Source organism: Dongia sp. (assembly GCF_041909655.1).
In the GTDB taxonomy this organism is placed as follows: Bacteria; Pseudomonadota; Alphaproteobacteria; order Dongiales; family Dongiaceae; genus Dongia.
This window is the reverse complement of record NZ_JAYRDA010000011.1, coordinates 15,953-40,189: the sequence shown is the minus strand read 5'-3', so window position 1 is coordinate 40,189 and position 24,237 is coordinate 15,953. Positions and strand designations below refer to the sequence as shown.

21 protein-coding genes are annotated in these 24,237 nt (G+C 64.2%); 10 read left to right on the top strand and 11 right to left on the bottom strand.

The features are described 5' to 3' along the window. Nucleotide 1: 1 nt before the first annotated feature. The 3 genes from ACE3PR_RS18430 to ACE3PR_RS18420 form a co-directional block, all read right to left on the bottom strand. Complete coding sequence (locus tag ACE3PR_RS18430) at nucleotides 2–817, bottom strand: ABC transporter permease (RefSeq protein ID WP_374375007.1); 816 nt, start codon at nucleotides 815–817, stop codon at nucleotides 2–4. After that, nucleotides 817–1,737 (bottom strand): ABC transporter permease, encoded by a 921-nt coding sequence (locus tag ACE3PR_RS18425; protein ID WP_374375004.1) that lies wholly within the window; start codon nucleotides 1,735–1,737, stop codon nucleotides 817–819. The genes ACE3PR_RS18430 and ACE3PR_RS18425 overlap by 1 nt, the downstream gene beginning before the upstream one ends. 91 nt (nucleotides 1,738–1,828) lie before the next feature. After that, on the bottom strand, nucleotides 1,829–2,932 hold the full coding sequence (locus ACE3PR_RS18420) for a PotD/PotF family extracellular solute-binding protein (RefSeq protein WP_374375001.1): 1,104 nt from the start codon (nucleotides 2,930–2,932) through the stop codon (nucleotides 1,829–1,831). Between the two features lie 250 nt (nucleotides 2,933–3,182). Here ACE3PR_RS18420 and ACE3PR_RS18415 point away from each other — a divergent pair, with 250 nt between their 5' ends. Further along, entirely contained in the window at nucleotides 3,183–3,860 is a 678-nt protein-coding gene (locus tag ACE3PR_RS18415) for a hypothetical protein (protein WP_374374999.1), read from the top strand. Here the strand turns inward: ACE3PR_RS18415 and cueR are convergent. Both cueR and ACE3PR_RS18405 read right to left on the bottom strand, forming a co-directional pair. Then, the gene (gene cueR / locus ACE3PR_RS18410) at nucleotides 3,857–4,255 is read right to left on the bottom strand and encodes a Cu(I)-responsive transcriptional regulator (RefSeq protein ID WP_374374997.1); all 399 of its coding nucleotides are present in this window, start codon (nucleotides 4,253–4,255) and stop codon (nucleotides 3,857–3,859) included. The two genes, ACE3PR_RS18415 and cueR, sit on opposite strands and share 4 nt — an antisense overlap. After that, nucleotides 4,255–6,396, bottom strand: coding sequence for a heavy metal translocating P-type ATPase (locus tag ACE3PR_RS18405; RefSeq protein WP_374374995.1), 2,142 nt, complete (start codon nucleotides 6,394–6,396; stop codon nucleotides 4,255–4,257). The genes cueR and ACE3PR_RS18405 overlap by 1 nt, the downstream gene beginning before the upstream one ends. 132 nt (nucleotides 6,397–6,528) lie before the next feature. Between ACE3PR_RS18405 and ACE3PR_RS18400 the strand changes: the two genes are divergently transcribed. Together ACE3PR_RS18400 and ACE3PR_RS18395 are read left to right on the top strand one after the other, a co-directional pair. After that, complete coding sequence (locus ACE3PR_RS18400) at nucleotides 6,529–7,884, top strand: nucleotide sugar dehydrogenase (protein ID WP_374374993.1); 1,356 nt, start codon at nucleotides 6,529–6,531, stop codon at nucleotides 7,882–7,884. An 8-nt stretch (nucleotides 7,885–7,892) separates the two neighbouring features. After that, a complete protein-coding gene (locus ACE3PR_RS18395) occupies nucleotides 7,893–8,876 on the top strand; it encodes an NAD-dependent epimerase/dehydratase family protein (protein WP_374374989.1) in 984 nt (327 codons plus the stop codon). On the opposite strand, the gene ACE3PR_RS18390 is transcribed toward ACE3PR_RS18395, so the two are convergent. Beyond that, nucleotides 8,873–9,331 (bottom strand): VOC family protein, encoded by a 459-nt coding sequence (locus ACE3PR_RS18390; protein ID WP_374374987.1) that lies wholly within the window; start codon nucleotides 9,329–9,331, stop codon nucleotides 8,873–8,875. The two genes, ACE3PR_RS18395 and ACE3PR_RS18390, sit on opposite strands and share 4 nt — an antisense overlap. A 116-nt stretch (nucleotides 9,332–9,447) precedes the next feature. Between ACE3PR_RS18390 and mutL the strand changes: the two genes are divergently transcribed. Then, the gene (gene mutL, locus ACE3PR_RS18385) at nucleotides 9,448–11,259 is read left to right on the top strand and encodes a DNA mismatch repair endonuclease MutL (protein ID WP_374374985.1); all 1,812 of its coding nucleotides are present in this window, start codon (nucleotides 9,448–9,450) and stop codon (nucleotides 11,257–11,259) included. 117 nt (nucleotides 11,260–11,376) lie between these two features. Here mutL and rsmD read toward each other — a convergent pair whose 3' ends face one another. From rsmD to ACE3PR_RS18370, 3 genes are read right to left on the bottom strand one after another with little or no spacing between them, the layout of a single operon-like run. Continuing rightward, nucleotides 11,377–11,943 (bottom strand): 16S rRNA (guanine(966)-N(2))-methyltransferase RsmD, encoded by a 567-nt coding sequence (gene rsmD, locus ACE3PR_RS18380; RefSeq protein WP_374374981.1) that lies wholly within the window; start codon nucleotides 11,941–11,943, stop codon nucleotides 11,377–11,379. After that, nucleotides 11,924–13,114 carry a pseudouridine synthase gene (locus ACE3PR_RS18375; RefSeq protein ID WP_374374979.1) on the bottom strand — a complete coding sequence of 397 codons (1,191 nt, stop codon included), beginning with the start codon at nucleotides 13,112–13,114 and terminating at the stop codon, nucleotides 11,924–11,926. The genes rsmD and ACE3PR_RS18375 overlap by 20 nt, the downstream gene beginning before the upstream one ends. Then, nucleotides 13,111–13,827 (bottom strand): gamma-glutamyl-gamma-aminobutyrate hydrolase family protein, encoded by a 717-nt coding sequence (locus ACE3PR_RS18370; protein WP_374374976.1) that lies wholly within the window; start codon nucleotides 13,825–13,827, stop codon nucleotides 13,111–13,113. Before ACE3PR_RS18370 ends, ACE3PR_RS18375 begins: the two co-directional genes overlap by 4 nt. Before the next feature lie 118 nt (nucleotides 13,828–13,945). On the opposite strand from ACE3PR_RS18370, the gene ACE3PR_RS18365 reads away from it, so the two are divergent. After that, complete coding sequence (locus ACE3PR_RS18365) at nucleotides 13,946–14,422, top strand: nucleoside deaminase (protein ID WP_374374972.1); 477 nt, start codon at nucleotides 13,946–13,948, stop codon at nucleotides 14,420–14,422. 4 nt (nucleotides 14,423–14,426) lie between these two features. Here the strand turns inward: ACE3PR_RS18365 and ACE3PR_RS18360 are convergent, their stop codons facing one another. Next, nucleotides 14,427–15,725 (bottom strand): NAD(P)/FAD-dependent oxidoreductase, encoded by a 1,299-nt coding sequence (locus ACE3PR_RS18360; protein WP_374374970.1) that lies wholly within the window; start codon nucleotides 15,723–15,725, stop codon nucleotides 14,427–14,429. Between the two features lie 107 nt (nucleotides 15,726–15,832). On the opposite strand from ACE3PR_RS18360, the gene ACE3PR_RS18355 reads away from it, so the two are divergent. Together ACE3PR_RS18355 and ACE3PR_RS18350 are read left to right on the top strand one after the other, a co-directional pair. Next, nucleotides 15,833–16,396, top strand: coding sequence for a regulatory protein RecX (locus tag ACE3PR_RS18355; RefSeq protein ID WP_374374967.1), 564 nt, complete (start codon nucleotides 15,833–15,835; stop codon nucleotides 16,394–16,396). 153 nt (nucleotides 16,397–16,549) lie between these two features. After that, nucleotides 16,550–17,656, top strand: a complete 1,107-nt coding sequence (locus ACE3PR_RS18350) for a cis-3-hydroxy-L-proline dehydratase (RefSeq protein ID WP_374374965.1) — start codon at nucleotides 16,550–16,552, stop codon at nucleotides 17,654–17,656. On the opposite strand, the gene ACE3PR_RS18345 is transcribed toward ACE3PR_RS18350, so the two are convergent. Beyond that, a complete protein-coding gene (locus ACE3PR_RS18345) occupies nucleotides 17,646–20,135 on the bottom strand; it encodes a cation-translocating P-type ATPase (RefSeq protein ID WP_374374962.1) in 2,490 nt (829 codons plus the stop codon). The two genes, ACE3PR_RS18350 and ACE3PR_RS18345, sit on opposite strands and share 11 nt — an antisense overlap. Nucleotides 20,136–20,319: 184 nt before the next feature. On the opposite strand from ACE3PR_RS18345, the gene ACE3PR_RS18340 reads away from it, so the two are divergent. From ACE3PR_RS18340 to ACE3PR_RS18330, 3 genes are all read left to right on the top strand, one after another. Then, entirely contained in the window at nucleotides 20,320–22,362 is a 2,043-nt protein-coding gene (locus tag ACE3PR_RS18340; protein WP_374374960.1) for an ATP-binding protein, read from the top strand. A 97-nt stretch (nucleotides 22,363–22,459) separates the two neighbouring features. Beyond that, nucleotides 22,460–23,038, top strand: a complete 579-nt coding sequence (locus ACE3PR_RS18335) for a TetR/AcrR family transcriptional regulator (protein WP_374374958.1) — start codon at nucleotides 22,460–22,462, stop codon at nucleotides 23,036–23,038. Nucleotides 23,039–23,065: 27 nt separating this feature from the next. Further along, nucleotides 23,066–24,229, top strand: a complete 1,164-nt coding sequence (locus tag ACE3PR_RS18330) for an efflux RND transporter periplasmic adaptor subunit (protein WP_374374955.1) — start codon at nucleotides 23,066–23,068, stop codon at nucleotides 24,227–24,229. The last annotated feature ends 8 nt before the right edge of the window (nucleotides 24,230–24,237 follow it).

Genomic DNA, 24,237 nt, shown 5'->3' with positions numbered 1-24,237 from the left:
CTCAAATGACCGAAGAATCGCTGCCGGAAACACCGCGCCGGCGCAGCCATTCGGCAAACACGACCAGCACGATCGAAACCATGAGAATGAGTGAGCCCAACGCCAAGACATCGGGAAGCTTGTTGGGGAATCTGAGGCTGCTGAAAATGAAGATGGGCAGCGTGGCGTCGCTCCCCGCCAGGAAGAAGGCCAGCAGATATTCGTCGAACGAGGTGATGAAGCACAGCAGGAAACTAGAGACGATGCCCGGCATCACCAGCGGCAAGGTCACCCGGCGGAAGCTCTTCCAGGCGGAATCGCCGAGATCGCGCGAGGCTTCCTCCAGGCTGCGGTCGAAGCCCTCCATGCGCGCCATCAGCACCAGCATGGAAAGTGGCACGGTGATGAGCACATGCGAGGCGCCGACGGTCCACAGATCCAGTTCGACATCGAGCAGGCGCCGCAGGATCACCAGGGTCGAGACACCGATCACCATATAGGGGATGACCAGCGGCAGCATGATGAGGGCATACAGGCTGCGCCGTCCGGGAAAGCGATAGCGCGTCATCGCCCGCGCCGCCATCAGGCCGAACAAAGTGCTGAACAGCGAAACACCGATGCCGACCTTGACGCTCGCCCACACCGCTGACAGCAGCGCCTTGTTGTGGATCAGCGCCTCATACCATTTCAGAGTGAAACCTTTGAGCGGCAGGGTCACATAGATGTTGTCGTTGAACGAGAACAGCGGCAGCAACAGCACCGGCACATAGAGGAACAGCAGATAGCAAACCGCGAAGAGCGACAGGAAATTGGTGTGGCGGCGGAGGAAATCCATCATCAGAGATCCGCCCCCTTTAACCGCTTCTTGCCGATGATGGCCAGGAACAGGCAGACCGCGAGAGTGATCGCCAGCATCATGACGCAGGAAAGGGCGGCACCCAGCGGCGCATTGTTCGACTTGATGAATTGTGTCGCGATCGAATTGCCGATCATGATGCCCGACGGTCCGCCGACCAGGGTCGGCGTGATGTAATCGCCGACCGTCGGGATGAAGACCAGCAGGATGGCGGCGATGGTGCCGGGCAGCGAGAGCGGGAAGGTGATGCGCCAGAAGCGCTTCCATTTGGAATCACCGAGATCGGTCGCCGCTTCCAGATACGAGCGGTCGATCTTTTCGAGGCTCACATAGATGGGCAGCACCGCATAGGCCGCCCAGGCATGCGCCAGCGTGATGGTGACCGAGGCCGGGTTGTAGAGCAGGAACTCCAGTGGCTTGTCGATGATGTGGAGCGCCTTCAAGCCGGAATTGATGACGCCGTTGAAGCCCAGGATCACCTTCCAGGCAAAGACGCGCAAAAGATAGCTGGTCCAGAAGGGAACGGTGAGCAAGATGATCCAGATCAGCTTGCCCCGCTCGATCCGGAACGCCATGAAATAGGCCATGGGATAGGCCAGCAGCACCACGGCGGCGGTGGCGACGAACGAAACCCACAGCGATTTCACGATGAGAATGCGGTAGAGATTGCCTTCCGGCTGGAACAGCAGCGCGTAGTTCTGCAGCGTCCAGGTGGCTTCCAACTCGAACCCGGTCTGGGTCCAGAAGCTGACGATGATGATGGCAAGCAACGGCACCAGCATCATGCCGACGACGATGAGAAGGGTCGGCGCCAGCAGCCATATCCCGTCCAGCCATTCCGGGCGTCGCTTTATGGCTGCGTCATCTTGAATGGGCGACGCGCCCGATACCATTGCTGTCATGATGCTCCTGCCGCTGCTGCAATAAATCGGGACCGGGGCGTCCCCACCCCCGGTCCCGATTCATGGTCCGATCGATAAAGCCCGATCAGACTCAGGCGCCGGCTTTCACTTCTTCGAACATCTTGTGAAGGCGGTCGGGATCATGGGTCGGCTTCTGGAAGATGCCCTTGGCGAAGAACGTATTGGGGTCCTTCGGCAGGTTGCGGTCGGTCAGGATCGCTTCGTCGATCGTCTCGAACGTCTTCTTGTTCGAGTGGCCATAACCATAGGATTCGATCAGCCACTTGCCAGCTTCCGGCGCGATCATGGCATCAATCAGGTCATAAGCCTTGTCGAGATGCGGCGCGTCCTTCATCAGCACGAGGCCGCAGCAATAGCTCATGATGCCTTCCTTCGGATTGGCATAGGCGATCGGCACGCCCTGGCCTTTCAGCGTCTGGACCGAACTGTTCCAGCCTGTGGCCGCGATCAACTCGCCCGAGGCGAGTGCCTGTTCGACTGTCGAGTTGCTGTCCCAGTAGAAGCGCATCAGAGGCTTCTGCTTGACCAGCAATTCCTTGGCCTTGGCCAGTTCCTCGTCGGTCAGGTTGAAGGGATCCTTGACGCCCAGGAGAATGCCGGCGATGGCGACGGCTTCCGTGGCGTCGGCCGACATGGAGAGCTGGCCCGCATAGCGCTCGTCCCACATCATCGACCAGGATTCTTCCTTCACCTCGAAAAGGTCGGGGCGGTAGAGCACCGAGGTATTGCCCCAATCGACCGGGATGAAGAGCTGTTCGCCGTTATCGCCTTGAGCGAAATCGATCTTGGTCAGGGTCTCGAACAAATCGCCGAAATGGGTGAGGCGGCTGGTATCGATCGCCTGGGTGACGCCGGCTTGCTTCCAGGTACCGAGATCGACGCTGCAGGGATGCACCACGTCGACCACAAAACCGCTCCGGACCTTGGCGAGCGCTTCGCCGATATCGGCAAAGTAGGGGCCTTCCGGCTCGGCACCGTGTTTAGCGGTATAAGCCGGATGGAAGCCGGGCTCGTTATAGCCTTCCCAGGTGAAATTGATGGCCTCGTCGGCGGCATTGGCGCGACGCACCGGCAGTACCGCCATGCCGACGCCCGCCGCCGACATGATCTTCATCATATCGCGCCGCGACAGGCGCCCGGCCTTCATGGCGCTCAATAGATCTCGCTTGTTCATCTCCCGACACCTTCCTGTTTGCCTGTCCCCGGTCAGGGCCGGGGATCGTGGTTCCGCGACGTTCGAGCGTCGCTTATTATTCCTGTGTACAGCTAATCTTGCCACTCAACTTGGCCGAGGGCAACCGGCCTTGATGCACGATCCGGTGACTTGTTGAATGACCGGGGATTTTCCATTCGGTCAACTCGCCCGAATTGACACGTTCCGGGGCGCGCGCCAAAGATGTGCCCGCCATTTACGGATGCGCTCCATGCTTCACTCTGCAAATTTGCCGACAGTGGCGGTGGCGTTGTTCTGGTTTGCCGGTATCGGCGTCGCTCAGGCGCAACCGGCCAAGCCCGTCGCCATCGTCGAGGATGTGACACCCGGTGTTGCTGCCGTGGCGCCGCTCGATCTATTGCGCGACGGCGACAGCCTCACTCTCGACCCAGATCAGGGCGCCATCATCTCCTATCTCGATTCCTGCCAGCGCGAGAACATCCGCGGCGGGACCATCGTCATCGGCGGCACGCAATCCACGGTGACCGGCGGCAGCGTCTCGCGCCAGGCGGTGGCCTGCGATCCGCTGGCTTTGGCCCTCACGCCGGAACAGGCCAATCAAAGCGCCGCCTTGGCCTTCCGTCAGCCGGACCAACCCGCTTCCGGCGACGCCGTCGCGGCCGAGGCCAAATTCGCCCTGGCGACGCGCCATCCCATTGTCATTGCGCCGGACCTGCAGGAGATAACCATCGAGGACCGGCACAATCCCGGCCATCTGCGGCGGATCAAGATCGTCGACGGCATCGCCGCCCTGACCGACGAGGCCAATCCGCTCGATAAGGGTGGTGTCTATCGCCTCGAAGGCGGCGGCCGTTCGCTCACCTTCCGCATCGGCCGCGAAGCGACCGACGCCCCCCTTCCGATCTTGAAGCGCGTCATCAGGTTCTAATCCGCCAGGTTCTCCAGAATCGGGCAATCCGGGCGGCTATCGCCATGGCAATGATGGGCGAGGTGCTTCAACGTTGCCGCCATCGCCTGCATCTCCGCGATCTTGGCTTCCAGGGTTGCCACATGCGCCATGGCGAGTTTCTTTACACTGGCACTCGAGCGCTGCCGGTTGCGCCACAGGGCCAGCAGTTCGCGGATCGTCTCCAGCGGAAAGCCCAATGACCGCGCGCGGTGGATGAAGCGGAGATTGTGCACCTCCTGCGGTCCATAGAGCCGGTAATTGCCGTTGCTCCTTTGCGCGCGCGGCAGCAGGCCGATCGATTCATAGTGCCGGATCATCTTCGCCGAGACACCGCTCGCTTTCGCCGCCTCGCCGATATTGAGCGTTTGTTGCATCACGGCCTCCAACGATTGAGCATGAGCGCGTTGCTGACCACCGCGACCGAGGAGAGGGCCATGGCCGCTCCCGCCAGGATCGGCGTGAGGTACCCGAAGGCCGCCAGCGGCAGTCCCAACACGTTGAAGACGAAGGCCCAGGCGAGGTTTTCCTTGATCTTGCGGCTGGTGGCACGCGCGAGCGAGATTGCCTGTGGCACCAAAGCGGGATCACCGCGCATCAGTGCAATGCCTGCCGTCTCGATGGCGACATCGGTCCCGGTCGCCATGGCGAGGCCCAGATCGGCGCTGGCCAAAGCCGGTGCGTCGTTGACGCCGTCACCGACCATGGCGACCTTGGCGCCATCCCTCTTCAACTCGTTGATGGCCTGGGTCTTGTCCGCCGGCAGCAATTCCGCGCGCACATCGTCAAGGCCCAGTTCCTGTGCGATCTTCGCGGCTGCCCCCTTGTTGTCGCCGGTCAGCATCAGCGCGCGGACATTCAGCTTGTGAAGGGCCGCGATCGCCGCCGGCGCGCTCGCCTTCAGCCTGTCGGCAAAGGCGAAGAGGGCGATGAGCGATTTCCCGGGCGCCGTCTCGGCAAGATACGAGATGCTCGCCCCATCCTGCGCCAGATGCGCGGCCAGTTCCTTGAACCCACTGACATCAAGACCCGCTTCCGCCATCATCCGTGCCGTTCCCAGCATGTAGTGCCGCCCCTCGATCCTTGCTGTCACACCGCGCCCGGCGATGACCTCGGCGCCTTCCGCCGCCGGCAGCGCGCGGTCTCCAGCAGCGCCGCGCAAGGCGTCGGCCAAAGCATGCGTGCTGCCGGCCTGCAAGGCCGTGGCGATCACCAGCGCCCGATCGGAATCGCCGCCGGCAACGGCTTCGACCTTCTTGAGATAGGGCTTGCCTTCGGTGAGTGTCCCCGTCTTATCGAAGGCGACCAGATCGATCTGACCGGCCGTTTCCAAGGCCGCCGCATCGCGGATAAGGATGCCATTCTTCGCGCCGACGCCGACCCCTACCATGATCGCCGTCGGTGTCGCGAGGCCAAGCGCGCAAGGGCAGGCGATCACCAGCACGGCGACCGCGTTGATGAGGCCGGCTTCCACGCCGCCCCCCGCCATCACCCAGCCGATGAAAGTGAGGGCGGCGATCACCAGCACGATCGGCACGAACACCGCCGAGACCCTATCGGCCAAGCGCTGGATCGGCGCCTTGGCACCCTGCGCTTCAGTCACCATGCGGATGATGCGGGCCAGCATGGTCTCGGCCCCCACGGCGGCGATCTCCACCTCGAGCGCACCCATGCCATTGACGGCGCCGCCGATGACGCGGTCGCCGGGCGCCACCGCGCGCGGTCGGCTCTCGCCGGTGATCAGCGCCTCGTCCAGCTCGCTCTCGCCCTTGAGGATGCGGCCATCGGCCGGGATGCGGGCACCGGCGCGGATGATGGCGATATCGCCGGTCGCGAGCTCCTGCAGCGGGATCTCGCTCTCGCGCCCGTCTCGCCGCACGATGGCGCTGGCCGGCCACAAGGCGTTGAGCGCCGAGAGCGCCGAGAGGGTGCGCTTCTTCGCCCGCTTCTCCAGCCATTTCCCGAGCCGCACCAGCACGATGATGACCGCCGCCGATTCGAAATAGAGATGATGCGGATGGGTGGCCATCAGATAGAGACTGAGGCCGAAGGCGGCGCTGGTGCCGATCGCAACCAGCAGGTCCATATTGCCGCTGAATCCCCGCAAGGCCCGCCAGGCGCCCAGATAGAAGGGCAGGCCCAGGCCGAATTGCACGGGGATCGCCAACAGCAATTGCACCCAGGGCGGCAGGGCCCAGATTTGGCCGGTGGCGAATTCGAGGAGCATCGGCGCCACCAAAGGCAGCGTCAGTGCGGCACCCAGTAGCAGCCACCAGGCTTCATGGTCCGGTTTTTCTTCGCCCTTCTCGTCGCGCACGCCGTAACCGGCGCCTTCCACCGCTTTCCTCACGGTGTCGCGGCTCAAGGGTGCGCTCGATTTCACCACCGCCTGCTCGCTGGCGAGGTTGACCGCCGCCGATTCCACGCCGGGCAGGCGCTTCAGGACCTTCTCGATCCTGGTGGCGCAGGCGGCACAGGTCATGCCGGTAATGTCGAGGCGCAATTCGCTGGTAGTCATAATCGCTTTCCTTGGGGCGTTTTGAACGATCGCCCTCTCCATATGGTCCTTCCAATGATGGGAAGGTCAAGGTGTGGCGTTTGGAGGCGTTCCTTGCTAGGGTGCGCCCCATCCCAGGAGTTGGCTTAAGTCATGGCAACAAAGCGAAAATCCGCAACCTCACCAGCCCGGAAACTGGCGGCGCGCATTGCCGCCGGGCGGGCCCGCATCGGCATCATCGGCCTCGGTTATGTCGGATTGCCGCTTGCCTGCCTGTTTGCCGAAAAGGGCTTCCCGGTGACCGGTTTCGACATCGATACCGCGAAGACCGGGAAACTGGCCCAGGGCCGCTCCTATATCCGCCACATCCCTGGCAAGCGCATCGCTCCCCTGGTGAAGGCGGGCACGCTCTCGGCCAGCAGCGATTTCGCGCAGCTCAAGCGGATGGATGCAATCATCATCTGCGTACCCACCCCACTCTCGCGCCAGCGCGATCCCGATCTCTCTTACGTCGCCAATACCGCGCGCGAGATCGGACGGCATCTGCAGAAGGGCCAGCTCATCGTCCTCGAATCCAGCACCTATCCCGGTACCACCGACGAGGTGGTGAAGCCCGAGTTGGAAGCGCGCGGCCTCAAATCGGGGCGCGATTTCTTCCTCGCCTATTCGCCGGAACGCGAAGATCCCGGCAACGAGCAATACGGCACGGCGGCCATTCCCAAGGTGGTCGGCGGCGATGGCGCTGACGCCCTGGAACTTGCCTTGGCGCTCTACAACGCCGCCGTGGTGAAGACGGTCCCGGCCTCCAGCCCCGCCACCGCCGAGGCGGTGAAACTCACCGAAAACATCTTCCGCTCCGTCAACATCGCCCTGGTCAACGAGTTGAAGGTGATCTTCGATGCCATGGGCATCGACGTCTGGGAGGTGATCGACGCCGCCAAGACCAAGCCCTTCGGCTTCATGCCCTTTTATCCCGGCCCCGGCCTCGGCGGCCATTGCATCCCGATCGATCCCTTCTACCTTACCTGGAAGGCGCGGGAATTCGGCATCGCCACCCGCTTCATCGAATTGGCGGGCGAGATCAATACGGCGATGCCACGCTATGTCATCGGCCGGTTGACCGAGGCTCTGAGCGATCGCGCCGGCAAGGCGGTGAAAGGTGCCCGCATCCTCATCGTCGGCCTTGCCTACAAGAAGAATGTCGACGACATGCGCGAAAGCCCGGCGCTGACCCTGATCGATCTGCTGGAAGAGCTGGGCGCCAAGGTCGATTACCACGATCCCATCATCACTTCGGTGAAACCCTCGCGCGAGCATCCGCATCTCGCCGGCCGCCGCTCGGTGGCGCTCAGCCCCGCCAATCTCAAACGCGCCGACGCCGTGCTCATCGTCACCGATCACGACAGCATCGATTATCGCGCCATCGGCCAGGGCGCCCGATTGATCCTCGACACCCGCAACCGCATGGCCCGCGCCGGCTGGCGCGGCCGCAACGTCATCAAGGCCTGATCCATCCCATGACCATCCTCGTAACCGGTGTCGCCGGTTTCATCGGCTTCCATGTCGCCGAGGCGCTGCTCGCTCGTGGCCAGCGCGTGCTCGGCGTTGACAACATGAACGCCTATTACGACACGCATATCAAACAGGCGCGCTTGCATCGCCTGGAGCGCCACCCCAATTTCCGCTACGTCTTTGCCGATATCGGCCGCGCCCCGGCTTTGGGTGCCGCGATCCATCATCACCGCGATCAGATCACCGGCATCGTGCATCTGGCGGCCCAGGCCGGCGTGCGCCATTCTATCGATCACCCGACCGAATATGTCGGCCCCAATATCTCGGGCCATCTCAACATCCTCGAACTGGCGCGGCATCTCCCCAACGTCGCCCATACCGTCTATGCGAGTTCCAGCTCGGTCTATGGCAACAGCAAGCGGGTGCCCTTCGCCATCGACGATCCGGTGGACCAGCCGGCCTCGCTCTATGCCGCCACCAAACGCGCCGACGAGCTGATGAGCATCTCCTATGCCCAGCTCTACCGCCTGCCGCTGACGGGCTTGCGCTTCTTCACTGTGATCGGTCCCTGGGGCCGCCCCGACATGGCCTATTTCCGCTTCACCCAGGCGATCCTCGAAGGCCGCAAGATCGAGGTCTTCGGTGATGGCAGCGTCTCGCGCGACTTCACCTATATCGACGACATCGTCGCCGGCGTGATCGCCGCCCTCGACCGCCCGCCGGCGCGTGACGAATCCCAGCCGCACCGCCTCTATAATCTCGGCAGCGACCGGCCGGTGACGCTCAACCATTTGATCGGCCTCATCGAAGACGCCTGCGGCGCCAAGGCCGAGCGCAACGTCCATCCGCCGGCGGCGGGCGACGTGCCGGCGACCTGGGCCGATCTTACCCTGAGCCGCCAGGATCTCGGCTACGAACCCCAAACACCGCTCGATCTCGCCATCCGCAATTTCGTCGCCTGGTACCGGGATTACGCGAAGCGGAACTAGTCGGGCTTCTTCGCCAGCGGCAGGCTCACCACCCAGCAATAGCCGTCGGGATCGAGGATATAGGCCTCGCGCATGCCATGTGGCTTGTCGGCGGGTTCCGCGAGGACGACATAATCGCCGGCCTTCGCTCGCGCGACCGCCTGATCCGGGTCGAGGTGATAGAGCCGGAGTTCCGCCCCGGTCCCACGTGGCCCGTCGGCGGGAACGAGGCCGAGGAGTGGATTGCTGTGATAGGTCGCATCCGCATGCAGCATCCATTCGGCCAGCACCCGGCCGGCCACCCGGTGCCGCAGCACGGCAAAGTCCCTATCCGCAATGGCGATTTCCGCCTGCAGGATGTCGCGGGAAAAAGCCACGGTCTTCGCCACGTCGCGGACCAGCAGATTGATGCCGAACCCCTTGAGGGAACGGCCATAATCCTCACCGCTCGGAAATTCACCCGTGTCGCTGCTCATGTTCCGCTGGCTCCCCCTGGCTTGCGCGGGCGCCATTCAGCCATCCCGCGGATGGGAGGGCAAGCATGACCTTGTGGCGGTACAACTGCGCTTGAAACCGGTCTAGACTTCAGCCCATGCCGATTCGTCTCCTGCCCGCCAATCTCGTCAACCAGATCGCCGCCGGCGAGGTCATCGAACGACCCGCTTCGGTGGTGAAGGAACTGGTCGAAAACAGCATCGATGCCGGGGCGTCCCGCGTCGTCGTCGAATTGCGCGAGGGCGGCAAGAGCTTCATCAGCGTCACCGATGACGGCCATGGCATGCGCCCGCCGGAATTGGAACTCGCCATCGAACGCCACGCCACCTCGAAACTCCCTGATGACGATCTGGTCCATATCGGTTTCTTCGGCTTTCGCGGCGAGGCTCTGCCTTCGATCGGCGCGGTCGGGCGCCTCTCCATCGCCAGCCGCGCGCGCGGGGCGGAGGAGGCCTGGATCATCCGTGTCGAAGGTGGCATGAAGACCGGCCCTGAGCCGACCGCTCTTTCCGCCGGCACGCGGGTGGAACTCCGCGATCTCTTCTACGCCGTGCCAGCGCGCCTCAAATTCCTGAAAACCGCGCGCTCGGAACAGAATGCGGTGGTCGAGATCCTGGAACGCCTCGCCATGGCGCATCCCGATGTCGCCTTCGCCCTCACCGATGATGGCCGCAATGTCTTGCGCCTCGATGCCGCCAAAGCCGATCTCGTCGACCAGCCGGGTGCTGCGCAACTGAAGCGTCTTGGCGATGTCATGGGGCGCGATTTCTCGGACAACGCGGTGGCGCTCGATGTCGAACGCGAAGGCTTCCGCCTCTCCGGCTTTGCCGGATTGCCGACGCTCAACCGCGCCACGTCCTCGATGCAATATCTCTTCGTCAACGGCCGCCCGGTGCGCGACCGGCTGCTGCAAGGGGCGATCCGCGGCGCCTATCAGGATTTCCTGGCGCGGGACCGGCATCCGCTGGTGGCGCTCTTCATCGATTGCCCGCCGGAACTGGTCGACGTCAACGTACATCCCGCCAAGGCCGAGGTGCGCTTCCAGGACGCGGCGTTGGTGCGTGGCCTGTTGGTCGGCGGCATCCGCCGCGCCCTCGATGCCGCCGGCCACCGCGCCTCGACCACGGTGGCGGGCCAGACCCTCGCGGCTTTGGCACCCATGTCGGGTGTCTCCGCGCCGCCCGCCTCTTATGCCGCGATGCCGCGCAGCGGCGGCGGTTTCAGCGCCGGGGCCGCGCAAGCAGCGATGTCGGCCTGTGCGCCGCTCTCCTCCGAGATGGCACGGCCTTCCATGCCGGTCGCCCCGGCGCCGGAAGCAGCACCCAACGATTATCCGCTGGGCACCGCCCGCGCCCAGCTTTTCGGCACCTATGTCGTGGCGCAAACCAAAGACGGTATCGTCATCGTCGATCAGCACGCGGCCCATGAACGCCTGGTGCTGGAACGGATGAAGGCGGCTCTGGCAGGGCAGGGGGTCCGGCGCCAGGCGCTGCTCATTCCCGAAATCGTCGAGATGCCCTCCAAACTCACCAACGCACTTCTGTCGCGCGCGGCGGAGCTCGAGGAACTTGGTCTCGTCATCGAAGCCTTCGGCAACGACGCCGTCGCGGTCCGCGAAGTGCCGGCGCTCCTCGGCCAGAGCGATGTGAAGAGTCTGGCGCGCGACCTCGCCGAGGAGATTCTGGAATTGGGTGCCGCCTTCAAATTGAAGGAACGGCTCGAAGACATCTGCGGCACCATGGCCTGCCACGGTTCGGTGCGCGCCGGGCGCCAATTGACCGGTCCCGAAATGGACGCGCTTCTCCGCCAGATGGAAGCGACACCCCATTCCGGCCAATGCAATCACGGCCGCCCCACCTATGTGGAACTGAAGCTCAGCGACATCGAACGCCTGTTCGGGCGAAGGTAACTACGAAAACGCTTACTCAATTGTCATGGTCCGCGAAGGCGGACCATCCACGAGTTCGTTTGCAGCTGAAGAAAGCAACTCGTGGATCCTCCGCCTTCGCGGAGGATGACAAGTGAACTAAGCCACTTCATACCGCAGCAGCACGACCCGCGCCTTGCCGTAGCGGCGCTCATCGACCGGCGTGAAACCTTCGGGCGGCGCAAACGCATCGCGCCCACCCATCTCCGCGACGATGAGCGCCTTGCCGGCGATCCAGCCCTGTCGCGCCAAAGCGGCGAGGGTGGGCGTGACGAGATCCTGATTATAGGGCGGGTCTAGGAAAACGAGATCGCAGGGGGCGAATTTGCCGTAGCGATGCGCGGCCGGCGGCTGCGTCGCGTCGCCCAGCAGGATCGTCGTGCGCTCTGTTTCATGGCAGGCAGCGGCATTCTGCTTGATACAATCGGCGGCGATACGCTCGCGCTCCATGGCGACGAGGGACGCGGCTCCGCGCGACAAAGCCTCGAGGCCGAGTGCCCCCGAGCCAGCGAAGACATCGAGCACTTTTGAATCCGCCACAGCGTCATGGCCGTGAACCAGAATATTGAAGATCGCCTGCCGTGCGCGGTCGGAGGTGGGGCGGATATCCTTTCCCTCCGGCACGACGAGGCGCGTGCCGCGATGGCTACCGGAATCGATTCGCATCGCGTTTCGACTTTTGCTTCGGCTTCTGCTGGCCGGCATTGCGCGGCCCGCGCCGCTTCGCTTTAGCGGAAGAGGTCGCGTCTTCCGCATTTTCCGGCTTCTTGTCGATGATGCGGCCGAGCTTCAGCGTGCCGTCGATCCTGGCGGCAAGCTTGCGCGCTTCCGCGTCGAACTTGCCTGCCTTGTCCGATTTTGTTGACGGCTTGCTGGGTTTCTCGAAGCGACGAGGTTTGCTATCCGGCGCCTTTTGCCGGCCGGTCTTCGCCGGGCTGCTTTCGCGCGACTCCGCTTCACGCGCCTTGGCCGCCGGCTTGTCGCTCCAGCGCTTGCGTGCTTCCGGGTATTTCCGCTCGTCCTGCGCCTTTTTCTCTTCCCGTACCATCTGTGCCGGCACCTGCGAGACGGCCTTCGAAAGTTCCGGCTTCCACTCATTGCCGAACTTCAACTGGTCCTTCAGCAGCTTGCCTTTCACTTCCGTGACCTGGCCCGGCTCCATCTCGCCCAGTTGGAAGGGGCCGTAGGAAATGCGGATGAGGCGGCTCACCGGCCAGCCGAAATGCTGGCAGATGCGGCGGATCTCGCGGTTCTTGCCCTCGGTGAGGCCCATCGTGATCCAGGCATTGGCGCCCTGCTGGCGGTCGACCGCCGCCTCGATCGGGCCATAGCGCACGCCCTCGATGGTGATGCCGCCCCTCACCTGATCCAGAATGGTCGGATCGATGCGGCCATTGACGCGCACCCGGTAGCGCCGCACCCAGGCGGTCGAGGGAAGTTCCAGTCGCCGCGCCAACTCGCCGTCATTGGTGAGCAGCAGCAGGCCTTCGGAGTTGAGATCGAGGCGTCCGATCGAGATGACGCGCGGCATCTCGGGCGGCAGGCGCTCGAACACGGTCGGGCGCCCTTCCGGATCGCGCGCCGTCGTCATCAAGCCCTTGGGCTTGTAATAGAGCCAGACCCGCGCCCCTTCCTTGTCGGGAAGCGGCTTGCCGTCGACCAGCACGATGTCATTGGCCTGAACGTTGACGGCGGCCGAGCTCAGCTTCTGGCCGTTGACGCTGACGCGCCCGGCCGTGATCCAGCCTTCCGCATCGCGCCGCGAGCAGAGGCCGGCGCGCGCCATCACCTTGGCGATACGCTCGCCGGGATGCGTCGTTTTTGTCTTGCTGTTCATGCTGCTTTCGCGGCCTCAATGAAGGCGGTGAAGATTTTGCCGTCGCCGGCACTGACATTGAGTTCCGGATGCCATTGCACCCCAAGGCAGAAGCGATAGCGCGGGTCCTCGATCCCCTCGATGACGCCGTCGGGTGCCGTCGCGTTGACGACGACACCGTCACCCACCGCTTTCACCGCCTGGTGATGTGCGGAATTCACCGGCAACTCGCTGCCGCCCACGATCCGCTGCAGCAGCGAGCCTTCGGTGAGCTTCACCTTGTGGCCGGGCTCGGTCCGCGGATTCGGCTGTTCGTGCAGCACCGAATCCTTCACCTCGTCCTCGATATGCTGGATCAGCGTCCCGCCGAGAATGACGTTGATCAATTGCTCGCCGCCGCAGATGCCCAGGACCGGCTTGTTGCGCTTCAGCATTGCCTTGACGATGCCGAGTTCGAAATGGGTGCGGCCGTCCTTGGTGCGCACGGTCGCATGCTTGGTGTTGTCGCCGAAATGCGCCGGGTCGATGTCGAAGCCGCCCCCGGTCACGACCAGGCCGGCGATCGTGTCGGCATAGGCCTCGACCATATTGGGTTCATGGGGCAGGCAGAGCGGCAATCCGCCGGCCGCCGCGACGGCGCCGGTATAGGTGGCGCGCAGGGAATAATGCGGCGCCTTCTGAATGCCGCGCGGGGCATCGACATCCAAGGTGAGGCCGATGAGGGGGGTGGTCATGGCAGCTTGGCTCCGGGTGGGGCAGGGTGGCTCTCTGCCCGAAGCTATTTCATATCAGCGGGTTGGGTACAAGGGCCGAGGCTTGACCGGGCGCCGATCCCGGCCGAAATTGGCGTCCATGACCGAGCTTGCCGCCCATCCCCCCGTCGATTTCATGGATCTCGCCTTCCGCCAGGCCGAGGCCGCCTATGCCCGCGGCGAAGTGCCGATCGGCGCCGTCCTCGTCGATCCCGCGACCGGCGAGGTGCTGGCCGCCGATCATAACCGGGTCGAGGAATGGCACGACCCCACGGCCCATGCCGAGATGCTGGTGATCCGCGCCGTGGCGACCGGCCGCCAGCAGAAGCGGCTGCCCTATGCCGATCTCTATGTGACGCTCGAACCCTGCGCCATGTGCGCGGCCGCCATCTCCTTCGCGCGCCTGCGCAAGGTCCATTACGCCGCCCCTGATCCCAAGGGCGGCGGCATCGCCCATGGCCCCAAATTCTACACCCTTCCCACCTGCCACCACCGCCCGGAAGTGATCGCCGGTCCCGCCGATGCCGAATCCCGCAGCGCCGAGTTGCTGCGCTGCTTCTTTAGGGCGCGCAGGTGAGCGATCAAATCGGCAGCGAATCCCGGATGCGATAATAGAGGATCGAGGGCGCCAGGAACCAGGGCGCGCCGGAATAGAGCGGGCGGGTCTGGAAGGGCACGTTGGTGAGCGGGCTGTCGCCGTCCTTCTTGCCCAGCACCTGCTGGCCGATCTTCGCGCCGAAATAGGTGGCGAGCGAAATCCCCGAGCCGCAATAGCCCATGGCGTAATAAAGCCCGTCCTGCTTTCCGAGATGCGGCAGCGTGTCGAAGGTATAGGCAACATAGCCCATCCAGCTATGGGTGACCTTGGTGGATTTCAATTCCGGAAACACCAGCGACATCCAGTAATGGAGCCGGGGCGCGCTCACTTTGGGGTCGTTCTCCATGAAGGCGACGCGGCCGCCGAAGATCACGCGCTTCTTGTCCGGCGACAGGCGGTAATAGAAAACCAGCTTCCGGGTGTCCGAGATGACGCGGTTGGTGGGCAGCAACCGGCTGGTGAGGTCGAGCGGCAATTCCTCGGTGGCGATGATATAGGACCCGATCGGAATCACGCGCCGCCGCTGCCACGGATTGAGCGGCCCGGTATAGCCGTTGGTCGCCACCACCACGTCGCGCGCCGAGACCTTGCCGAGAGGCGTCGTGACGATGAAGCCGGCGCCGTCCTTTTCGATCGCCGTCACCGGGCAATAAGCCACCACCTGGGCGCCGGCCGCTTCGGTGACGCGCAGCATCTCGTTGTGGAACTTCCCCGGATGCAGCGAGGCATGCTGCGGATAGACGACGCCGCCATGATAGAAGGCGGTATCGATCTCTTTCGCCTGATCGGTCTTGCTCACCATCTCATAGGGCACGGCGAGGCCCTGCGGCTGTGCCGCCGCGGCCTTGGCGAGGGCATCGTATTGCTTGGTGTTATGGGCGGCGTGATAGCGCCCAACCTGCGCCCAATCGCAGGCGAGGTTCTCCGAGCGCACGAAATCGCTGATATAGGAAAGCGCGTTGATGCCTTCCTGGCGCACACCGCGGGCGACTTCCTCGCCCATGCGGCCGGACATCTCGCCCACACTCGGCTTGATGCTGGTCGAAACCTGTCCGCCATTGCGGCTGGAGCAGCCGAAACCGGCGGCCTCGGCATCCAGCACCAGGGTCGAGCGGCCGGCCTTGGCGGTTTCCCGCGCCGCCATCAGACCGGTATAGCCAGACCCGATCACCAGCACATCGACGCGGCTGGGCAGGGTGGTGGCGCGGCGCTCTGGGCGCGGCGCGTCTTCCCACCAGAAGCTCTCATTCTTGTAAGCGGCGGCGAACACGGACTCGGTCATCGATCATCCCCCCACGATGCGGCCCGCATTGATAGACAATCCGGGGTCTTCTTTCCAGTGCATGGCCCAACAGAATCTGCAATGCTGGCTGCGAGGAAACGCAAACCATGCAGAACAAGCGCGAAAAGAAGCCACGCCGCATCGGGCCGGGCGATCTTGAAACGATCGCCATGGATTACCTGGCTCGCTTCGCCACGACCGAAAAGCGTGTCGCGGAGATGCTGATCCGTCGCATCCGCCGCGCCGCGCATTTCCATGGCGACGATCCGGAAAGCCTGCTGGAAAAGGTGCCGGCTGTGATCCAGTCCCTGGTGGCGAAGAAGCTTCTCGATGACGGCGCCTTTGCCGGGATGAAGGCGGCCAGCCTCACCCGCCGCGGCACCTCGCGCCGCCAGGTCAGTGCCAAGCTGGCCGGGTTCGGTGTCGATGCCGCCACCCGCGGCGAGGCAATGGCCGCCCTCACCGAGGAATTCGGCGACACCGAGCTCGCCGCTGCCATCACCTATGCCAAGCGCCGGCGCCTCGGTCCCTATCGCGCGCGCCACATCGCCGGCGAACAGCGCCTCGCCCAGGAAAAACGTGACCTCGCCGCCATGGCCCGCGCCGGCTTTTCTTTCGCCCTCACCAAACGGGTGCTGCAAAGCGAGATCGAGGTTGAGGTGGAGGAGTAGCGGCGAGATCCTTTGTTTTCCCCTCCCCCTTCAGGGGGAGGGCAGGGTGGGGGCATGACAGCGAAGACTCTTGCGCGATAAGGTGCCAACCCGTGCCCCCCTCCCGACCTCCCCCCTGAAGGGGGGAGGAGGCGACAGAACGAGTGACCATCCATGAAAATCACCGCCATCCGCGCCCATCGTGTCGAATTGCCGCTGCATGAGGGCACCTACAAGTGGTCCGGCGGCAATGCCGTCACCATCTTCGATTCGACCGTGATCGCGGTCGAGACCGATGCCGGGATCACCGGCTATGGCGAGGTCTGCCCGCTGGGCTCGGCCTATCTTCCCTCTTATGCCGAGGGTGTGCGCACGGGCTTGAAGGAGATCGGCCCCAAGCTCCTCGGTCTCGATCCGCGCGATCTCGCCGTGCTCAACCAGCGCATGGACCAGGCGATGCGCGGGCATCCTTACGTGAAATCGGGCATCGACGTCGCCTGCTGGGACATCCTGGGCAAGGCCACGGGGCTTCCGGTCGTCACCCTGCTCGGCGGCCGCTTCGGCGCTGATTTCAAGCTCTACCGCGCCATCAGCCAAGAAAGCCCGGCCGAGATGGCCAAGCGCGTGCATCAATACCGTGCCGAAGGCTATACCAAGTTTCAGCTCAAGGTCGGCAGCGATCCCGATACCGACATCGACCGCATCAAGGCCTGCGCCGCCGAATTGCAACGGGGCGACGTGCTGATCGCCGATGCCAATACCGGCTGGCTGATGCACGAAGCGGCGCGCGTGGTCGACGCGGTCCGCGACATCGACGTCTATATCGAACAGCCCTGCATGTCCTATGAGGAATGCCTCGCCATCCGCCGCCGCACCGCGCGGCCCTTCATCCTCGACGAAGTGATCGATTCACTCGCGGCCGTCCTGAAGGGTCAGGCCGATCTCGCCATGGACGTGATCAACTTGAAGATCAGCAAGGTGGGCGGCCTCACCAAGGCCAAGCAGATCCGCGATCTCTGCCAGGCATTGGGAATCGCCATGACCATCGAGGATACCTGGGGTGGCGACATCGCGACTTCCGCCATCGCCCATCTCGCTCATTCGACGCCGCCGGAACTCCTCTTCTCGGCGACCGATTTCAACTCCTATGTGACACGCTCGATCGCCGAGGGCGGCCCCACGCGGAATCACGGTCGCATGGCAGCCAGCACCGCGCCCGGCCTCGGCGTGACGCCGCGCGCCGAGGTGATCGGTCCGACTGTGGTCAACATCACCGGCTGAGCGCGCGCCGCCGCAGCAGCCAGGCGAGGCTGCCGCCACCCATGCCAGCAAGCATTGCCGCGAGGCCTTGCGCGGCGGGAAGCGGGGAGAGATGCGCCCATTCGGCGAGCGCCGGCAGCTCGACGAAAGCGATGACGCTGGCGACGCTGCCGCCGATCACCATCCAGCCCGTTTTGTTGCCGGGATAGCTGAGGGCGGCGGTTATCGTGGCGCTGGCGGTGACGAGGGCCAGCAGAGCGAGGCTGCGCGCCGTGGCAATATCGGCCTGAAGCTCGAGTGCGGCGATAAACAACCCGGCGACGATGAGGGCGAGCAGGCTGCCCGTGATGCCGATCACCCACCAATCCCGCGTGCTGAAGAAGTGCGCGCCGCGCTGGGATCGTGTCGGCACGCGGCCGTCCGACCTGGCCGCATCCTGGAAAACCAGCATCGCGGTGGGATGGATGATCAGCTCCAGCCAGATGATATGGAGCGGCAGATAGAGCAGGGGATAGCCGAAGAATGGAATGGCCGCCGCCGTCCCCACGAAGGCGATGTGCACCATGAGGAGATAGGCAAAGCTCGCGGCGAGATTGGCAAAGAGCTGCCGTCCTTCCGCGATCGCGCGCACGATGGTGCGGAAATTGTCGTCGAGCAGCACGATGGCGGCGATTTCGCGGGCGCTCTGCGTGCCTCGCTCGCCCATGGCGATGCCGATATCGGCGGCCTGCAGGGCAGGCACATCGTTGATGCCGTCGCCGGTTACCGCCACGATCTCCCCGCCACGCCGCAAGGACTTTACCAGATCGAGCTTCTGCGTGGGGGCCGCGCGGGCGATCACGTCGACCTCGCGCAGCAAGGCGGGATCGGCCGCCGGACCGATCACCTCATCCGCCAGCGCCACGACGGGCCGGCCGTCTCTGAGGCCGATCTCTCTGCCGATGGCCTCTGCCGTCACGGGATGGTCGCCGGTGATGATGACGACACGGATGCCGCCGGCGCGGCAGGCATCGACCGCCTCGCGGACCCCGTCACGCAGGCGGTCCTCGAAGGCCATGAGACCGGCGAAGACGAAACCGGATTCCGGTTCCTGCCCGTCCCAGCTTTCGGCGGCGATGCGCTGCGTGGCGCAGGCGATCACCTTGTGGCCGCCCGTGGCGTAAGCGGTGACTTTCTCTGCCCAGGCAACCTTTACTGTCTCGCTGTCGCTGCACATGGCCAGCACATTCTCCGGCGCCCCCTTCATGATCGCCGACAAGGCGCCGTCTGCCGCGCGCAGCAGTGTCGTCTCGCGCCGCCGTGCCTCGGTGAAGGGATAGCTCGCGATGCGTGGCGCTGACATGGCGGCCGCATTCTCCCGCCGCTGCCAGTTCGCCAGCGCGACGTCCAGCGGGTCGGTGCTCGCCGGATCGGCCACACTCAAGGCCAGGCCGACCAGTTTCTCGGGCGCAAGGCCGGCGATGGGCTCGGCATGGGCGAGCTCCAGGCGCCCTTCGGTGAGCGTTCCGGTCTTGTCCGAGCAGATACAGGTGACGCGGCCGATATTTTCCACGGCGACGGCGCGGCGGACCAGGGCCTGCCGCTGTGCCAGGCGATAGACCCCGACGCCCAGATAGAAGGTGAAGACCACCGGAAATTCTTCCGGCAAAGCGGCGACCGCCAAAGTGAGAGCGCTCATCACCGCGTCGAGCAGGCCATAACCCTGCCAGTACCGGATCGCCGCCAAAGCGAGGCAGATCGCAACGGCGATCACCAGCAGGATGCCGACCAATCTGCCGATCGCCGCCTGCAGGGGCGTGTGTGCATGGCCGCCGATTTCAGCCGAGCGCGCAATCTCGCCATAGAGAGTCGCAGCCCCGGTATAGGCAATGCGGATCTTGGCCGTGCCGGCCAGCAGGCGCGTGCCGGCCAGGACCCAATGATCGCCCTCCACCGCCGCGCCGCGCGGCATCTTCCGCGCCGGATAGGATTCGCCTGTGAGGCTCGATTCATCCACCTGGATATCGGCGCCGGAAAAGACGATCCCATCCGCGGGCACGAGATCCCCCGGATTGAGATGCACGAAATCGCCCGGCACCAGATCGCGCGCCGCGATGATCCGCGGCGCTCCATCGCGAATCGCCGTGCAGGTGGCGGCAAGGCGCTTCGCCAGCCCTTGCGTCGATGCCATCGTGCGTCGGTGCAGATAGGCGTCCATGCCGAGAAGCGGGACCAGCGCCGCCATCAGGATGGCGGCGTCCCGATAGGCGCCGATGACGGCATAGAGCACGCTCATCGTAATTAGGAACCAGATCATCGGGTCGCGTGCCGTGTCCTGGAGCAGCAGGCGCCAGGGCGAGGGACCGGAGGCGAGGATGTCATTGAAACCAAAGCGGTCCCGCCGCAGGACGATTTCGGCATCGGTCAGGCCACGCTCCGAACCGAGCAAATCGGCGAGGCTGTCAGATGGGATGTCGCGGCGGATCACTTCTGCCCCCTCCAGCGACTGAATTGCCCGCATTCGACTTGGCACCCGCCCCGGATGATCTCGATCAAGATGCCGAAAAACCCCCGCATGGGCTGATTCTGGGCGCCGTCGCGTCGCGTCATGTTAACACTTCTTGCGCAATGGGTCGGGTATTGTAAGGTCTGAAACCTCACACTGGCGCCGGTTTTACCAATTTTTAGGAGCATTCTTGCGACGCATGGCGGCATCCTGGTCGGTTCGCACGGTATTGCTGGTTGCTCTGCCGTTGCTGGTTGGCCTCTCGGCGCTTGCCATCATCGGCGGCGGCCTGATCATTGCCCAGCGTGGCGCCGATCATGCCGCGCAATCCCTGATGCGCAGCGCCGGCAGCCACATCATGTCGCGCTCGACGGCGTTCTTGACCCAGGCCGAACGCATGGCCGAACTCACCGCGCGCATGATCGACGAGCGTTCGCTCGATGCCACCGACCGGCCGCGCCTGATGCGTTATCTGTGGCAGCAATTGATGTCGAATCCCTATCTCGCCGGCATGTATGTCGGCTACGAGGATGGCGGCTTCACCTATGTCATGCGTGTCCAGACGGTGGCCGGCGATCACTTCATGTTCAAGACGATCCGCGAGGGCCGCCGCGCCCGCCAGGTGACCGTCACCTGGCGCAATGCCTTCTATGAGGAGATCGTGCCGGACGAATCCATGATCGATGGCTACGACCCGCGCCTGCGGCCCTGGTACGCGGCGGCGACGCGAGGCCTCAACAGCGGCTGGACCGAACCCTACATGTTCTGGACCAACCAGCGGCCCGGCGTCACCATGGCGCGCTCCGCGCATTGCGAGGCGGGCGTCATGGCCTGTGTCATCGGCGTCGATATTACCCTGGGTGATCTCTCGAATTTCTTCGGCCAGCTCGAGACGGAAATCGGTGGCCGCGCCTTTCTGGTGACCGGCGATGCCGGTATCGTCGCCGCCTCCGAATTGTCGGCCCCCTTGACCACGCGGGGCGCTGCTCACCGTGTCGGCCAGAACCTCGCTGCCGTAACCGATCTCAAGGACTCGCTCCTTGCCGCCGTCTGGGCGGCCGGCATGTCGCCGGGCAGCTTGCAGCCGATCGGCTATCGTACCCTCGACTGGAACGGCACGTCCTATCTCGCCGAACTCAGTCCGTTCGACTTCCATGGCCTCTCCTGGCTGGTCGGGGTCGCCGTGCCGCGCGCGGGCCCTCTGGGATGGTTCGCCTCGGTACGCGATTCCGTCTTCTGGCTGGTCGCGGGCATCGCGCTCGTCACGGTGCTGGCGGCCATTGCCCTCTCGCAGCCAATCGTTGCCGGTCTGCGGCGCCTGGAAAAGAATGCGCTCCGGGTGCGCAGCCATCAATTCGACGAATTGGTGCCGGCCAAAGGCGGCTTCAAGGAAATCCGCCAGACCGAGGAAGCCATGCTCGACATGGCCCATAACCTCTCCTCGCAGATCCAGGCCACGCAACTGGCGCTCGACGAGGCGATCCGCGCCGGCCAGATCAAGTCCGAGTTTCTCGCGCATATGAGCCACGAATTGCGCACGCCCTTGAACGGCATCATCGGCTTCTCGGAACTTCTCGAAATGACCAGCGCCGACAAGCTGGGCGAACGGGAACGCTCTTATCTGGCCGACATCATCGGCCTCGGCCGGCACTTGCAGCAGATGATCGAACAGGTGCTGGAATTCTCGCGCTTCGATCACGGCCTCGACAGCGGCGGGCGCGATCCCCAGCCTTTGGCCGAGATCGTTGATGGCATCCGCCGCATGCTGGAACGCCAATACGCCGAAAAACAAATTGTCTGGACCAGCGATCTTCCGCCCGACCTCCAGATCCTGACCGACGAAACGCCCTTGAAGCAGATACTCACCAACCTGCTGACCAATGCGGTGAAATACACGCGGCCTGGTGGGCGGGTCTCGCTCCGCGCCACCCGCGCCGAGGATGGCAGCCTGCATGTCGCGATAGAGGATAGCGGCATCGGCATGAGCAGCGATGATCTCCGGAACGCTTTCGTTCCCTTCTCGCGCTCCGTCCGCAACCCCTATGTCGCCGCCAATAGCGGTGTCGGCCTCGGCCTCCCCATCACCAAAATGCTCTGCGACCGCCTCCGCTTCCGCCTCGAACTGGCGAGCCGGATCGAGGTGGGCACCACCGCGACACTCATCATCCCCGCGGACCGGGTGCCTGTGGCGCGGTCGGCAGGCGATCAGGCGGCGGCCGAAACACGTTCAGTCGCTGAGTAAATATTCCTAATGAATGTGACTAGACTATACCGTCCGGACGGTATAGTTTCCCGCGCTGCAGCAGACCAATTCTCCTATTGGGTTCATATCAAACTTCATGAGCACCCGGGACCACATCATCGATGCCGCGTTGAGCGTCGTGCGCACGCAGGGCGTGGGCAGCCTGACTCTCGACGAGGCCGCGCGCCTCGCCGGCATCAGCAAGGGCGGGGTGCTCTACCATTTCAAGACCAAGGAAGCGCTGATCCAGGGCATGGTGGCGCGGCTGGCCGATAAATGCGACCGGCTGCAGCAGGAGCATTATGATGCTCTGCCGGTCGGGGCCAATCGCTGGGCGCGGGCGCTGGTCGCGACCTCCTTCGATCCCGAGGCGCCGACCACGGATCCCGCCGGCTGTGCGCTCCTGGCTGCGATCGCCACCAATCCCAGCCTGCTGGAACCCCTGGAGGAGACGATCAGCGCCGGCTTCCGCCGCCTCACCGAGGATTCCGACGATCCCGCCATGGCCTTGCTGGTGGCCCTCGCCATGGACGGCATGTGGCTGCACCGTTTGGTGGGATCGCCCGTATTGGATGACGAGACACGCAACACCGTGCGCGAGCGCGCTCTGGCCCTGCTGACGCCCCCTGCCGCGAATGAAGCGGCGGCGCCGGCAACCAAACTGCGCGCGCGCTAAAAGACGAGAAGGTACGAGGAGAAGATCATGTCCGCAGGTTCGGTTGCCCGCAATGTTCTGCGCAGCATTTTCAGCTGGAAGATGTTGTTCATGCTGATCGGCAGCGCCGTCATTTTCGGCGGCGTGTTCTTCAAGATATTCTCCGGCTTCGCCGCCATGCAGGAGCAGATGGCGAACATGCCGGTGCCGGTGGTCAACGTGACCGCGGCACCCGCCGAAACCCAGGATTGGGGTGTCGAGGTGCCGGCGATCGGCGTCCTCGAAGCGCGCCGCGGTGTCGATGTCAGCACCTCCATGCCCGGCCTCATCCAGCAGATCCTGTTCGAATCCGGTGACAAGGTCACCGCGGGCCAGGCGCTGGTGCAACTCGACGCCGATGTCGAGCGCAGCAACCTCGCCAAGGCCCAGGCCTCGCTGAAACTCGCCCGGGCCGATCTCGACCGCGGTGAATCCCTGCTCGCCACCAACAACATCTCGAAGGCCACCCTCGATCAGCGCCAGTCGGAATATGACGTGGCCGTGGCCGATGTCGCCTCGCTCGCGGCCCAGATCGAGAAGAAGACCATCTTCGCGCCCTTTGACGGTGTGCTCGGCATCCGCAAGGTCAATGTCGGCCAGTATCTCGAGGCGGGTGTCGCCATCGTGAACATCCAGGATCTCTCGGTGATGTTCGTGAATTTCAGCGTCTCGCAGAGGGAGCTCTCGGATCTCAAGGTCGGGCACACGATCAAGATGACGACCGATGCCTATCCGGTGCAGGAATTCGAGGGCGAGATTTCGGCCATCGAGCCGCTCATCAACCAGCAGACCGGCATGGTCGAGGTGCAGGGTCGTTTCGACAATGCCGATGGCCTGCTGCGCCCCGGCATGTTCGCCAAGCTCGCGATCCAGCTACCCTCGCGCATGCAGGTGGTGACGGTTCCCCAGACCGCCATCAGCTACAGCCTCTACGGCGATTTCGTCTATGTGGTGAAATCCGGCAAGGATGACGCGGGCGCGGATATCAACACCGTCGAAAAGCGCATCATCGAAACCGGCGAGCGTCGCGCCGGCAGCATCATCATCGAAAGCGGCGTCGCGGCGGGCGACATGATCGTCACCTCCGGCCAGTTGAAGCTTGATAACGGCACCCGTGTGGCCGTGGTCAAGGACGACACGCTGTCGCTGCCCGAGCAAGTCCCGGTGGAGTAAGGATCGAT